The sequence below is a fragment of the Rhodomicrobium vannielii ATCC 17100 genome (assembly GCF_000166055.1).
Taxonomy (GTDB): Bacteria; Pseudomonadota; Alphaproteobacteria; order Rhizobiales; family Rhodomicrobiaceae; genus Rhodomicrobium; species Rhodomicrobium vannielii.
In genome coordinates, this window is the sequence record NC_014664.1 from 385,452 (window position 1) to 398,861 (window position 13,410).

At 61.4% G+C, this 13,410-nt stretch carries 12 protein-coding genes; 6 read left to right on the top strand and 6 right to left on the bottom strand.

What is annotated here, in order from left to right:
* Positions 1-595 precede the first annotated feature (595 nt).
* From RVAN_RS01635 to RVAN_RS01645, 3 genes are all read right to left on the bottom strand, one after another.
* Positions 596-928: an EamA family transporter gene (locus tag RVAN_RS01635; protein ID WP_013418021.1), complete on the bottom strand. Its 333-nt coding sequence runs from the start codon at positions 926-928 to the stop codon at positions 596-598.
* Entirely contained in the window at positions 925-1,353 is a 429-nt protein-coding gene (locus RVAN_RS01640; protein WP_013418022.1) for a hypothetical protein, read from the bottom strand. Before RVAN_RS01640 ends, RVAN_RS01635 begins: the two co-directional genes overlap by 4 nt.
* 63 nt (positions 1,354-1,416) lie before the next feature.
* On the bottom strand, positions 1,417-1,974 hold the full coding sequence (locus RVAN_RS01645) for an NAD(P)H-dependent oxidoreductase (protein ID WP_013418023.1): 558 nt from the start codon (positions 1,972-1,974) through the stop codon (positions 1,417-1,419).
* 237 nt (positions 1,975-2,211) lie between these two features.
* Here RVAN_RS01645 and RVAN_RS18580 point away from each other — a divergent pair, with 237 nt between their 5' ends.
* Positions 2,212-2,901, top strand: a complete 690-nt coding sequence (locus RVAN_RS18580; protein ID WP_013418024.1) for a TetR/AcrR family transcriptional regulator — start codon at positions 2,212-2,214, stop codon at positions 2,899-2,901.
* Positions 2,902-2,921: 20 nt separating this feature from the next.
* Here RVAN_RS18580 and RVAN_RS01655 read toward each other — a convergent pair whose 3' ends face one another.
* Entirely contained in the window at positions 2,922-3,878 is a 957-nt protein-coding gene (locus tag RVAN_RS01655; protein ID WP_013418025.1) for an oxygenase MpaB family protein, read from the bottom strand.
* Between the two features lie 266 nt (positions 3,879-4,144).
* Here RVAN_RS01655 and tig point away from each other — a divergent pair, with 266 nt between their 5' ends.
* From tig to lon, 4 genes are all read left to right on the top strand, one after another.
* On the top strand, positions 4,145-5,605 hold the full coding sequence (gene tig, locus RVAN_RS01660) for a trigger factor (protein WP_013418026.1): 1,461 nt from the start codon (positions 4,145-4,147) through the stop codon (positions 5,603-5,605).
* A 255-nt stretch (positions 5,606-5,860) separates the two neighbouring features.
* Positions 5,861-6,505 carry an ATP-dependent Clp protease proteolytic subunit gene (locus RVAN_RS01665; protein ID WP_013418027.1) on the top strand — a complete coding sequence of 215 codons (645 nt, stop codon included), beginning with the start codon at positions 5,861-5,863 and terminating at the stop codon, positions 6,503-6,505.
* A gap of 280 nt (positions 6,506-6,785) precedes the next feature.
* Positions 6,786-8,054 carry an ATP-dependent Clp protease ATP-binding subunit ClpX gene (gene clpX, locus RVAN_RS01670; protein ID WP_013418028.1) on the top strand — a complete coding sequence of 423 codons (1,269 nt, stop codon included), beginning with the start codon at positions 6,786-6,788 and terminating at the stop codon, positions 8,052-8,054.
* A gap of 256 nt (positions 8,055-8,310) precedes the next feature.
* Positions 8,311-10,749, top strand: coding sequence for an endopeptidase La (gene lon / locus RVAN_RS01675; RefSeq protein WP_013418030.1), 2,439 nt, complete (start codon positions 8,311-8,313; stop codon positions 10,747-10,749).
* Positions 10,750-10,823: 74 nt separating this feature from the next.
* On the opposite strand, the gene RVAN_RS01680 is transcribed toward lon, so the two are convergent.
* Positions 10,824-11,294: a cupin domain-containing protein gene (locus tag RVAN_RS01680; RefSeq protein WP_013418031.1), complete on the bottom strand. Its 471-nt coding sequence runs from the start codon at positions 11,292-11,294 to the stop codon at positions 10,824-10,826.
* Positions 11,295-11,720: 426 nt separating this feature from the next.
* The gene (locus RVAN_RS01685) at positions 11,721-12,746 is read right to left on the bottom strand and encodes an alpha/beta fold hydrolase (RefSeq protein WP_013418032.1); all 1,026 of its coding nucleotides are present in this window, start codon (positions 12,744-12,746) and stop codon (positions 11,721-11,723) included.
* A gap of 177 nt (positions 12,747-12,923) precedes the next feature.
* Here RVAN_RS01685 and RVAN_RS01690 point away from each other — a divergent pair, with 177 nt between their 5' ends.
* A complete protein-coding gene (locus RVAN_RS01690) occupies positions 12,924-13,403 on the top strand; it encodes an Hsp20 family protein (protein ID WP_013418033.1) in 480 nt (159 codons plus the stop codon).
* Positions 13,404-13,410: the final 7 nt, after the last annotated feature.

Genomic DNA, 13,410 nt, shown 5'->3' on the forward strand with positions numbered 1-13,410 from the left:
GCTGCTGGTCTTTTTCATTAGCAACCACGCGGGAGACGCTGAAGACAACCGTCTCGTAAAAAAGCGAGTGAGGCTAATGTGTTAACAACGTCTCTGAAGAATGTATGCAATGCTATATTTAATATGCTGCCATTGCATGCGGTGCGGGCAGGCTGTGTAGTCATTGCATGCAATTGGTAACGCGTCAAAAGCAGCCCCACGAGCCAAGTTGCCAGCGCAGGCTGACGTCCCAGCCCGGTTGTGACACTCCTGCGATCGGCGGGGGAAGGAGCGCGGTGGCGTTTGTGCGGAAGCCCGCTTTCGAGCGTCGTTCGAACGACGGTCCACCGCTTGCGTTTTCTCGCGAACCGGCATTCACGGTCCGAACACCGCGCGCCGTAAATCAAGGCGGGCCACGACGCTAAGGTGTGCGCTCACGTCTGCGCCGGAGCACTAGTGGTCCGATTGCGACATTTGCATCCGTTCGCAGCACCTCGTGAGCAAATGTCGGAATCACAAGGACCACTAGCAACGTGATGATTTTAGTGGAGCTTTTGAATTTGACATTTGAGCGAGAGCTCGCGGAAACGGGGACTCAAATGTCAAATTCGCTCCACTAGGCGCGCGTCATGACCAGCGCCGCGCCGACGAAGATCAGGCCGACGCCGATCCAACGGGTGCGCGTGACCTCTTCGCGAAGGATGAACCGCGAGAGGATGGTGATGGCGATGAGGTTCAGGCTGCAGATGGTGAAGGCGACGCTCACATCGAGCAGTTTCAGCGCCTCGGTGTAGATCAGCGCCTCGGCGGCGAGCGCGATCACGCCGGCCGAAATCCACATGAACCAGCGCACTTTCGTCATGGTGGACTTCTTGAGCAACACCTGTCCGATGCCTTCGAGAAGGGCGCAGAGGACGACGAGCAGAATTCCGAGTGTGGTGCCGTTCATGATGCTTCGGGCCGGGATGTGAGTTTCGTTTCGCTTGTGAGCGGCTTTGTCTGGCTGATGAAGAAGACGCCCGCGATCACGCAGATGACGCCCGCCACTTCCACCGCATCGAAGTTTTCATGCAGGAGCAGAACGGACATGATCGGCACCGAAGCGAAACTCAGCGAGGCGATGGGCTTCGCGTAGGAGAGATCGGCCTCACCCAGCACCATGAGCCAATTGAAGAATTGCAGCGTCATGATGGCGATGACGCCGATGAATAGCGGATTTGCAAAAAAAGCCGCGAACGACGCCGACACGGAGAGGTTCACTTCGGGCGTGTCGACGACTGCGGTCTTCCACACGATCTGAAGCATCGTGTCGAAGGCGATTGCTGCGATAAGCCCTATGAGGAGCTTCCACCTCAGCCTGCCATTGATGACCATGACGTTCCTCGGATAATGGACGCTTGCCGTCCACGATCTTCGGGGCTTTTTGAGGACGACTCGTTAATTTGTGGACGCCTTGGCTTTTCTCAGGCGGACGAGATCGAGTTCGTGCACCGCTTCGCCCACGAGATGGTCAAGGCGCGCGTTCGCCGCGTCGTCGGTGACGCGCCCGCCTTCGATGGTCTTGTCCGACAAAAAGATGCCGGTGGGCAGCGTCTTGGCGCCAAAGAACCCGAACAGCGGGCGAAGCTCATGTTCAATGACGAGCGCGTGCCGATCGCTGCCGCCGACCGCGATGAGGCCGACGGGTGTCTTGAACAGGGCAGGGTAGTTGAGGAGGTCGAAGAGGTGCTTCAGCATGCCCGTGTAGGAGCCTTTGTAGACAGGCGTGCCGACGATGAGCAGGTCTGCGCCTTCGATGGCGTCGAGCGCGTGGAGGATCGGCGGCGACGCTTCGTCACGGCAGCGGATGGCGAGCCACGGCAGAAGCTCCGCCACATCAATGAGCGTTCGCTCGACGTCGGGCGCATCGCCGATGCGCGCGAGCGTCGCCTCGACGACGGCGCGCGTCCGCGAGGGTGAGGAAACGCTTCCCGTTACACCGACGATTCTAAGCACGTCTCATATCTCCGGAGCTGGAAAGGGCTTCGCCGCCGATGGTCTTCGGGCGCATCATCGCGCCTGCATTATACGCGGTTTTCTGATAACGCGATGCGCGCCTGTTTCGCCTGCCGCGTGAGGCTTAGAGGCGCGGAGCATGTCACGCGAAAGATCGCACTTCCAAGCCCGCGCACGCGGTTCATAAAAAAGTCTCAGAGTCGTGTCCCATAAACTTTAGTCAAAGGAGCATTGATATTGGTCAAGTCTGCACTGCCCGCCCTTGAAGAAAACGCTTCGGGCCGTCGCCTTCTCAAGAGCCGGACCGACCGGCGCAGGGAGGACACGCGTCGCAAACTCATGCGGGCGACATATGAAATCGTCGCGGAGCGCGGCCTCGAAGGGCTTGTCATTCAGGACATCACCGCGCGGGCAGACGTCGGCTACGGCTCCTTTTACAATCATTTTCCCTCCAAGGAAGCCATCGTGAGCGCGGCCATCGAGGCATTTCGCCTGCATACGAAAGGTATGTATGAAAGCCTCGACGGCCTCACAAGCAATCGCGTCGAAGCCTTCGCCAACGATGTGCGCGTCTGGCTGCGCGTCGCGAAGACAGATCGCATGTGGGGCTGGTTCATGATACGCGCGGTGCTTGCGGGCAACGACTTCCGCTTCGGCATCGCCGATCTAATCCGGCGGGCCGTGGCGGCGGGCGTCGAAGAGGGCGTGTTCAAGCACGCCGATGTCGACATGGCGCGCGAAACCGTCGCCGGCCTCCTGCTGCTGGCGACGCTGAAGCTCGTTTCGGGTGAGGTGGACGACGATTACGCCGACCGGATCATCAGCACTGCGCTTTCCGTTCTGGGCGTGCCAGAGGCGACCATCCTTGAGGTGATGGCGAAGCCGCTGCCGGATGTGGAATTGCCCTCGTTCCTCGAAGCAGCCTGACTTTAGTGCGACGTATGACGCTAGCGCGACGTATAAAGGAAGTCGGCGGGGAGCCCGAGGCGCTGGCACGATTGCACGGCCGGGCTCGAATGAAGCACGATGCGATCCGCGAGCGCGCCGCCCTGCCGAAGGAGCGTGCGTTCAAAGGGCCGCAGCCCGTATGATGCGCCGAGGCCAAGGCGTTCGCGGATCTCGGGCGGCGTGAGGCTCACGGCGGCGCGCACGAACATCGGCTGCGCCAGATATGCGGCGGGCGTGAGCACCCGCGACACTGGCGGCACGATGCGGGTTGTGCGCATGATATCGAGAAACTCGAAGGTGATCGGCGACGGTTCGAGGCGCGGCAGCATGGCCGCGAACGCCGCGTTGAGGTCCGCCTCGGAGGTCGGGGGGTGTGTCGCCCCGTAGAGGCTCGCGGCGGTTTCGCCCTCGCGATAATAGCGGTCGCGGGCGGCCTGCGAGAGGGGCGCGGCATAAGCGTGATAGGCTTGCAGGAAGCCGTACGCGGCTGTTGCCTGCACCCAGTTCAGAAGGTCGGGGTCGTCGGCGCGGTAAGGCTGGCCGTCGGGCGTTGCGCCTTGCACGCGGGCATGCATGCGGCGAACGCCCGCGACCATCGCCTGCGCGGCGCTCGCTGGGCCGTACACCGTCAGCATCGCGGCGAGCCCGGTACGGCGGAGGCGTCGCAGCGGCTGTTTGCGAAAGGACGTGTGCTCCCACACGCCGGTGCGCACGCGCGGTTCCGCGAGTTCGAGGATCACCGCCGCCATCCCGCCGATGAAGACGGTGAGCGGGTTCTTGAAGATGCGCCACGAGACTTGCGTCGGCTGGCCCAGCGCCGCCTCGCCCGCCGGTCGCCGGAAATCCACCGCGCGCCCGTCTTCGGGTTCGAGGAGCGCGCGGCTCGCCCGGTCGAGGCGTCTTGCGAGAGCGCCGTGGAAAAATGTCTGCGCCGTTGCGGCTTCTGGTCCCGACAAGGATGCTCCCGGCTCTTGAGTTTCGGCTCGAAATCGCCGCCAGACAACACCTTCAGGTCGAAAGAGGTCCGAGCAAGGATACCTTCGGGCATGTTCAAGTGTGACCGAACGTTGTGGTTTTTTCCACGGGTGATTGATGCAGCCCTTGTGGATTGGGCTGCGATATGCAATTTCACACGTCTAGATGCGGGGCGAATGCGCCCGCGGCAACGATTCCCGTTGCTTCGAAAAACTTCGCCGAACAACGGCCAACGAGATTCCGGACAATGCAAGTTACAGAGACTGTTTCAGACGGGCTGAAACGCCAATTGAAGGTCGTCGTACCCGCCGCCGATCTGAAGGTGAAGGTCGAATCGAAGCTCCAGGACCTGACGTCCAAGGTGAAGCTCAACGGCTTCCGCCCCGGCAAGGTGCCGATCGCGCATGTGCGCCAGATGTACGGCAGGTCGGTCCTGGCCGAAGTGCTGGAGGAGACCGTCGGCGAATCGAGCGCGAAGGTGCTTGAGGAGCGCAAGGAGCGGCCTGCCTTCCAACCGGACATCAAGCTGCCGGAAGACAAGGACGTCATTGAGCGCATGCTCGATGGCACGGGCGACCTCGAATATACGATGGCGTTCGAGGTGTTGCCGAAGATCGAACTGACGGACCTCAAGGCGATTACGCTGACGAAGGACGTCGCCGATCCGAAGGAAGAGGACGTCAAGGGCGCGATCGATCGCCTTCTCAAGGCAAACGTGGCCTATGAGACGAAGGACGGCGCGGCTGAAGCCGGCGACCGCCTCACCATCGACTTCAAGGGCAGCATCGACGGCGAACCCTTCGAGGGCGGCGCGGCGGAGGATGCATTCCTCGTGCTCGGCTCCGGCCGGTTCATTCCGGGCTTCGAGGATGGCCTGATCGGCGCGAAGGCGGCCGATCAGCGCGACGTCAAGGTGACGTTCCCCGAGGACTACCAGGCACCGCATCTCGCAGGCAAGGACGCGGTCTTCGACGTGACCGTGAAGGACGTCTCAAAGCCGGTCGACGCGAAGGCGGACGACGAATTCGCGAAGACGCTTGGGCTTGAGTCTTTCGCGAAGCTCGAAGACGCTGTGCGTGGCCAGCTTCGCAAGGAGCTTGATGACGCCTCGCGCGCGAAGCTCAAGAAGGAACTGCTCGACGCGCTGGATGAGCGTCATGCGGTCGAGTTGCCGCCCTCGCTCGTAACGAGCGAGTTCGACGGCATCTGGCGCGGCATCACGCGTCAGCTCGAACAGGCGAAGAAGACCTTCGAGGACGAAGGCTCGACCGAAGAAAAAGCGCGCGCCGAATATCAGAAGCTCGCCGAGCGCCGCGTGCGCCTCGGTCTCGTGCTCTCCGAGATCGGCAATCAGAACGAGATCAAGATCCTCGACGACGAACTTCGCCGCGCCATGATCGACCGCGCGCGTCAGTTCCCCGGACAGGAGCGCGAGGTCATCGAGTTCTATCGCAAGAACCCGCAGGCGCTGAACGAACTGCGCGCGCCGGTCTACGAGGACAAGGTGATCACCTTCGTGCTCGAACTCGTCAAAACGGAAGAGAACAAGGTTTCTCCCGAAGATTTGATGAAGTCGCTGGCGGAGCTTGAGCGCGAGCAATCGCTGTTCGACGGCGGTATCGAAGAGGAACACGAGCACGTGCACGGTCCCGATTGCGACCACGATCACGATCACGACCACGATCACGCCGGGCACAAGCACAGCTGAGCAGGGCCGCGCAAGTTTACGCGCGGATGATGCGAGATGGATCGCGTTCGTGTTCACACGGGATCGGCTTCCAATGGACGCTAGCGCTACCGACCGGTTGCGCTAGCGCTCAAATCATCCCATCTATGACGGCGGCGCCTCGTGTGCCGCCTCAAATTCACAAGCCACCGGCTTCGCTCGCGCCCGCGCCACACGTGCTGCGGGCTTTCCTCAGAACGAAGCCTTCCTCGGCTCCTCACGGCCTGGAGTAAGCCCATGCGCGATCCCGTTGAATTCTATACCAGCCAACTCGTTCCCATGGTCGTCGAGCAGACCAATCGCGGCGAGCGCGCTTTCGACATCTATTCCCGCCTCCTGAAAGAGCGCATCATCTTCTTGACCGGCGTCGTCGAGGACAACATGGCCTCGCTGGTGATCGCGCAGCTTCTGTTTCTCGAATCCGAGAACCCGAAGAAGGAGATCAACATTTACATCAACTCGCCCGGCGGCCACGTCACTTCCGGCCTCGCGATGTACGACACGATGCAATTCATCCGCCCGCCGGTCTCCACGCTTTGCGTCGGGCAGGCGGCTTCGATGGGGTCTCTGCTTCTCGCGGCGGGCGAGCCGGGCATGCGCTGGGCGCTGCCGAACGCTCGCGTGATGGTGCACCAGCCGTCGGCCGGTTTCCAGGGGCAGGCGAGCGACATCGAGCGGCACGCCGAGGACATTCTGAAAACGAAGCGGCGGCTTAATGAAATCTATGTCAAGCACACAGGGCAGCCATACGAAGTCATTGAACGTACCCTGGACCGTGACCACTTCATGTCTCCAGAGCAGGCGAAAGCGTTCGGCATTATCGATGAGGTTCTGACGAAACGCGCGGCTGCTGAAGAAACAGGAAATCCGGGACGTTCGTGACCGACCTAGAGCTTCACGGGCACGTTCAGATCCGGGCAGGATCTTTAACGGACTGGAAAGCATAAGCAGTCCAACGTGCCAGACGGCCTTCGGGCGAGTTGCGAATCGAAGCTATGGACAATCTCCCCAGAAGCCGTAAGACTGTGGGGAAGCATGCAAGGAGGGCGGCGGATTTGGGGGCTTAGCGGGTGCGGAATAAATCGGGAACTCCGGTTGTTCACGTCATCAGTCAGGCACAATCCATCGCCACATTCGCGCATGTGGGTGCTAAGGTAGGTCAATGACGAAAGAAAGCAGGGGTCACGACTCCAAGAATACGCTCTACTGCTCGTTCTGCGGCAAGAGCCAGCACGAAGTCCGCAAGCTTATTGCAGGGCCTACGGTGTTCATTTGCGACGAGTGCGTCGAACTCTGCATGGATATTATTCGCGAGGAGAACAAGAACTCCTACGTGAAGTCCCGTGACGGCGTGCCGACACCTCAGGAAATTTGCACGGTCCTCGACGACTACGTGATTGGGCAGGACTATGCGAAGCGCGTTCTTTCGGTCGCTGTCCATAACCATTACAAGCGCATCAACCACTCCGCGAAGAATAACGACGTGGAGCTGGCGAAGTCGAACATTCTGCTGATCGGTCCGACCGGTTGCGGAAAGACTTTGCTCGCGCAGACGCTTGCGCGCATCCTCGACGTGCCCTTCACCATGGCCGACGCCACGACTCTGACCGAGGCGGGCTATGTCGGCGAGGATGTCGAAAACATCATCTTGAAACTGCTTCAGGCGGCGGATTACAACGTCGACCGGGCGCAGCGCGGCATCGTCTATATCGACGAAGTCGACAAGATCAGCCGCAAGTCGGACAACCCGTCCATCACGCGCGACGTGTCGGGCGAGGGCGTTCAGCAGGCGCTACTCAAGATCATGGAAGGCACGGTTGCAAGCGTTCCCCCGCAGGGCGGCCGCAAGCACCCGCAGCAGGAGTTCCTGCAAGTCGATACGACGAACATCCTGTTCATCTGCGGCGGCGCGTTCTCCGGCCTCGAGAAGATCATCGCCCAGCGCGGCAAATCGAGTTCGATCGGTTTCGGCGCGAAGGTGACCTCCGAGGACGACCGGCGCACCGGTGAGATTTTGCGCGGGGTGGAGCCGGAAGACCTGCTGAGGTTCGGCCTCATACCGGAATTCATCGGTCGGCTGCCCGTTCTCGCAACGCTCGAAGACCTCGACGAAGTGGCGCTCGTGAAAATCCTTTCCGAGCCCAAGAACGCGCTCGTGAAGCAGTATCAGCGGCTCTTCGACATGGAAGGCGTGCAACTCACGCTGTCCAACGAAGCGCTCAAATCCGTCGCCCGCAAGGCCATCGAGCGCAAGACTGGCGCCCGCGGCCTCCGGTCGATCATGGAAGCGATCCTGCTCGACAGCATGTTCGAGCTTCCGAGCCTGAAAGGCGTTGAGGAAGTCGTGATCAGCCCGGAAGTGATCGAAGGGAACGCCAAGCCCTTGCGGATCTACGCCGAGCGACTAGATGAATCGACAAGTGCCGGATGACACGGTTTGTTAATCGCAAACCTGTCCCAAAGAATTTTTCATCGGACCCCACCAAGCACAGGCAGCGCCGTCTGCGGCGCTGCCTTAATTGCGGCGATTAACGTCTTGATAACTGCGCTCTGGACTGTCGGCTTATGCGGCATGTACTGTCGGATGAGCGGCGGTAAGACGCGGGTGGCGGCCATAAGGCCGGGATCTCCGGCTGCTACAGGATGATGACAGCGGGCGTTTGCGCTGTCGGATTGAGGAGAGCGACATGACGAATCCAACTTCGGACCATCCCACGGCAACGGGTCAGGGCGAGATCTTTCCCGTGCTTCCGCTTCGGGATATCGTCGTTTTCCCTTACATGATCGTGCCGCTGTTCGTAGGGCGTGAGAAATCCATCAACGCCCTCGACGAGGTGATGCGCACAGACCGGCAAATCTTGCTCGCCGCGCAGAAGAACGCGGGCGACGACGATCCAGAGCCCGACGCCATCTACACGATGGGCATGCTCGCCACCGTGCTGCAGCTGCTGAAGCTGCCGGATGGAACCGTGAAGGTTCTGGTCGAAGGGACGACGCGCGCTCGCATCAAGGGTTTTGTTCCGAACGACAACTATTTCGAGGCGGAAGTCGAACGCATCGAAGAAACGCTCGGCAACCAGGACGAGATCGAGGCGTTTGCGCGCTCGGCGATCAGCCAGTTCGAGAATTACGTCAAACTGAACAAGAAGATCTCGCCCGAGGTCTTGAGCACGCTCAGCCAGATCGAAGACTATTCGAAGCTCGCCGACACGATTGCCTCGCACCTCGCCATCAAGATCGGCGACAAGCAGGAAATCCTTGAGCTTCTGTCCGTCTCGGAAAGGCTGGAACGCGTCTTCACGCTCATGGAGAGCGAAATCTCCGTGCTTCAGGTCGAGCGCAAGATTCGCAGCCGCGTGAAGCGCCAGATGGAGAAGACCCAGCGCGAGTACTATCTGAATGAGCAGATGAAGGCCATTCAGAAGGAACTCGGCGATTCCGACGAGCGTGACGATATTTCCGAGTTCGAGGAGAAGATCGAGAACACCAAGCTGTCGAAGGAAGCCAAGGACAAGGCCATCGCCGAGCTGAAGAAGCTCAAGCAGATGAGCCCGATGTCGGCCGAAGCGACGGTGGTGCGCAATTACCTCGACTGGCTGCTGTCGATCCCGTGGGGCGTGAAGGGCAAGGTCAAGAAGGATCTCGACGAGGCGCAAGCCGTGCTCGATGAGGATCATTACGGCCTTGAGCGCGTGAAGGAACGCATCGTCGAATATCTCGCGGTTCAGAAGCGCACGAACATGCTGAAAGGCCCGATCCTGTGCCTCGTCGGCCCTCCGGGCGTCGGCAAGACCTCGCTCGGCAAGTCCATCGCGAAGGCTACGGGGCGCGAATTCGTGCGCATGTCGCTTGGCGGCGTTCGCGACGAGGCGGAGATCCGCGGGCACCGGCGCACCTATATCGGCTCGATGCCCGGCAAGGTCATCCAGTCAATGCGCAAGGCGAAGAAGACCAACCCGCTCTTCCTTCTCGACGAAATCGACAAGATGGGCATGGACTTCCGCGGCGATCCGGCGTCGGCGCTGCTGGAGGTGCTGGACCCGGAACAGAACCACGAGTTCAACGATCATTACCTCGAAGTCGATTACGACCTGTCGAACGTGATGTTCGTGACGACGGCGAATACGCTCGATATTCCGCCGGCGCTGCGCGACCGTATGGAGATCATCCGGCTCGCGGGTTACACGGAAAGCGAGAAGCTCGAAATCACGAAGCGCCATCTTCTGCGCGGCCAGATGGAGGCTCACGGCCTTCAGCCGGGCGAGTGGTCGGTTGACGACGAAGCCATCGTGGAGATCATCCGCCGCTACACCCGCGAAGCTGGCGTGCGCAGTCTCGAACGCGAGATCGCCAAGCTTGCGCGTAAGGCCGTGAAGCAGATCGAAAGCGGCAAGCAGGTCAAGGTGAATGTCACGCTCGACAACTTGCGCGACTTCCTTGGTGTGCAGAAATACCGCTATGGCGAGGCCGAGCTTGAGGATCAGGTCGGCGTCGTTACGGGCCTTGCCTGGACGGAAGTCGGCGGCGAGTTGCTTACGGTTGAAGGCGTCATGATGCCCGGCAAGGGCCGCATGACCGTCACCGGCAACCTGCGCGACGTGATGAAGGAGTCGATCCAGGCCGCGAACGCGTATGTCCGCAGCCGCTGCGTCGCCTTCGGCATTGAGCCGCCGCTTTTCGACAAGCGCGACATCCACGTGCACGTGCCGGAAGGCGCGACGCCGAAGGACGGCCCCTCGGCGGGCGTTGCGATGGTCACGGCCATCGTGTCCATCCTGACGAGCGTCCCGGTTCGCCGCGACGTGGCCATGACGGGTGAGATCACGTTGCGTGGTCGCGTGCTGCCCATCGGTGGCCTCAAGGAGAAGCTGCTCGCGGCGCTTCGCGGTGGCATCAAGCGCGTCATCATCCCGGAGGAAAACGCGAAAGACCTCGCGGAAATCCCCGACAATGTGAAGAACGGGCTTGAGATTATACCGGTCGCGCGGATGGACGAAGTGCTGGCGATTGCGCTCACCCGCAAGCTCGATCCCATCGAATGGGACGAGGCGGCGGCGCTCGCTGCGGCGAAGATGAAGGAGATTGGCCAACCGTCGGTGGCGGATGGCAGCGGCCTCCCGCATTAAGCCGGGGCGGTCCGCGCAAAAGTTAAAGTGCGAAGGACGAGGCCGCCGCCTCGTCCTTTTCTTTTGTCGTCGGTTCAGGCCGCGTCCGGCGACCATCCCGGCGACGCGAGTTCGAAGCCTTCGAAACAGAACGCGGGCGCCACGATGCAACTCACGAGCGTCCACGCGCCTAGGCTGACAGCCTCCTGCCATGCGAATGCCGGCACGACACCCTGAAACGCTTCGCCGCCGCCCGCGTTCGGGCCGAGAGTGAGCGTCTCGCGCCTGCCATCCGCGTGAGCAATGCCGAGCGCCAGCGGCGCGCCCGCCTGCCAGATCCAGATCTCCGCCGCATCGACGCGATGCCAGTGCGAGCGCTCGCCCGCCGCCAGCAAAAACAGGATCGCGCTCGCGGCCCCGCGCTCTCCGTGCGGCGGCGCATCCCGCCACAATTCGCGGTAATGGCCGCCCTCGGGGTGCGGCCTCAGATCCAGTGCTGCGCGAGCTTGATCGGCCGTAAGCGTCGGATCGCGGAAATCGGCTTGGACAGTCTTCATCGGAACCATCGAGATGAGCGGTGAGGGCAGGGCAGTGGTACGGTGCGTTTTCCATATGCGAGTCTCACCTTCATCGAAGGGAAGGGTCTCGCTGTGCTTGATCGGCGTTCTTATCGCAAACTGTGACTTGTGCCGTGACTTATAAACTGCAGCAGAGCGCCAGGCGATGAGCTTTACAGCGGCGACGAAGTTGGCGGGGTCTTGAGTAGCGGGTTGCGATGCCGCAGAACTCTTTGTTGAAAGAACCCGCTCGAAGAGGTTGCGCTGCCGATGGCCAGCGGAAAAGACGGAACCGTTGCTTTCGGTTCCGCGCTGCGGAAACGTCGGCGAAGATCCTTTTCTCAGCCGCGCCCCCCGATGCGCGGCGTCGCATCATCGGCGGGCCAGACGCCGCTCGACATCGGTCGCTTCCGCGGCATGTGAAGGATCGGTTGCTCAAAGCGCGATTTCAGGCTGCTCCAGCCGTCGCGGCAGCAGCGTCGAGCCCGGAACATAGGCGTCGAACGCAGCCCAGAACTGGTCGCGGAGCTGGTCACGCTCCATGAGGATCTCGTGGCGCGCGCCCGAAACGACGATGAGGCGGCAGTTCTTCACGTGGCTCGCGAAACGCTCCATCGCAGTGTTGGACACGATCTGATCGTTGCTCGCCGCGACAATCAGGGTTGGCACGCGGATGCTCTCCATGAATGCCGTCGAGGCGAGCGTCGCGACGGAGGCGCAGGCGGCCTGTACCCAGCCGATAGTCGGCGCGCCGATGCCGAGCCCCGGCGACGCGCGAAGCACGTCTTGCGCGCGCTCGTATCGCAGCCGATCCGACGTCAGCGGGTTGCCGTCGAACGGCGCGCGCTCCCAAAGCTGAGCCTTGCCGCCCGGAATGAAACTGTCGCCAAAGCCAAGCAGCGTCAGCACTTCGGCACCCAGGCCGATAAGCCCCTTGCGCTTCTCGGTCTGCGCGAAATCGATCATCGGCGCGGTGAGCACGATGCGATCCCACCAGCAAACCTTCGTTTGCGCGAGACGTAGCACGAGGTGTCCGCCCATCGAATGCGCGAGGCAATAATAGGGCGGGGGGCAGTCCGGCAGCACGATGCTCGACATGAATCGGCGAACGTCGTCGTCGAATTGCGCGAAGTTCTCGGCGTGGCCCTTGGAGCGGTTCTTCAGCATGCGCGAGGAGCCGCCCTGCCCGCGCCAGTCCATGGTCGCGACGGCGAAGCCCCTGCGGCGCAGGTCGCCGATGGTCTCGAAATATTTCTCGATGAACTCCGTGCGCCCGTGGAAAAGACAGACCGTACCGATGCGTCGCTCGGCCGTCGTGTCCCACCGGGCATAGCGAATCTGCAAGCCGTCGCGCGAAGCGAACGTGCCGCATATGGCGCCGCCCGGCACGGGATTGCGGGTGATGCCGATCAATTCGGCTGCCGGTGAAACGCCGTGAGTCGCCATATCCGAGCCGATCATGTCGAGCCGTCCTCGCTGTTCGTGGAAAAACTCTATCGCATGCGCATAGCGCTGCTCAAGCACCCCTTGACAGCGAAGATGTCCGAAATAAATTTACGGGTGCAGGCCAATCGGCTGCAAACATACGCTCCGGCCTTTAAGGCGGAGGAAACTTCTCGCTTGATAAGGAGAACACACATGCGTCGTCTTGATCTCTCTCCCCTGTATAAGTCCGCGATCGGCTTCGATCACCTGGCTAATGTGCTTGACCAGCTCTCTGGCCTCGAAAGCGAAAGCGGCTTCCCGCCCTACAACATCGAACGACTGGGCGAGAATGTCTATCGCGTTACCATGGCCGTCGCCGGTTTTGGCGAGAATGACCTCTCCATCGACGTGAAGGAGGGCACTCTTACCATCCGCGGCGAAAAGAAGGGTGAACCCGCCGCTCGCGCCTACATTCATCAGGGCATCGCCGCGCGTAATTTCGAGCGCCGTTTCCGGCTTGCCGACTACGTCGAGGTGTCCGCCGCCGCGCTTGAGAACGGGCTTCTGCACGTCGATCTGAAGCGCGAACTGCCCGAGGCAATGAAGCCGCGCACGATCCAGATCACGAAGGGCGCTCCCCAGCCTCGCGTGATCGAGGGTGACGCGGCCTCGAAGGTCGAGGCGGCTGCGTAACGCAGCC

Coding starts and splice junctions, on each gene's coding strand:
- RVAN_RS01685 (WP_013418032.1), bottom strand. CDS start 12,746: ATGATCGGCTCGGATATGGCGACTCACGGCGTTTCACCGGCAGCCGAA.
- lon (WP_013418030.1), top strand. CDS start 8,311: ATGACGAATCCAACTTCGGACCATCCCACGGCAACGGGTCAGGGCGAG.
- RVAN_RS01680 (WP_013418031.1), bottom strand. CDS start 11,294: ATGGTTCCGATGAAGACTGTCCAAGCCGATTTCCGCGATCCGACGCTT.
- RVAN_RS01635 (WP_013418021.1), bottom strand. CDS start 928: ATGAACGGCACCACACTCGGAATTCTGCTCGTCGTCCTCTGCGCCCTT.
- RVAN_RS01665 (WP_013418027.1), top strand. CDS start 5,861: ATGCGCGATCCCGTTGAATTCTATACCAGCCAACTCGTTCCCATGGTC.
- tig (WP_013418026.1), top strand. CDS start 4,145: ATGCAAGTTACAGAGACTGTTTCAGACGGGCTGAAACGCCAATTGAAG.
- clpX (WP_013418028.1), top strand. CDS start 6,786: ATGACGAAAGAAAGCAGGGGTCACGACTCCAAGAATACGCTCTACTGC.
- RVAN_RS01690 (WP_013418033.1), top strand. CDS start 12,924: ATGCGTCGTCTTGATCTCTCTCCCCTGTATAAGTCCGCGATCGGCTTC.
- RVAN_RS01640 (WP_013418022.1), bottom strand. CDS start 1,353: ATGGTCATCAATGGCAGGCTGAGGTGGAAGCTCCTCATAGGGCTTATC.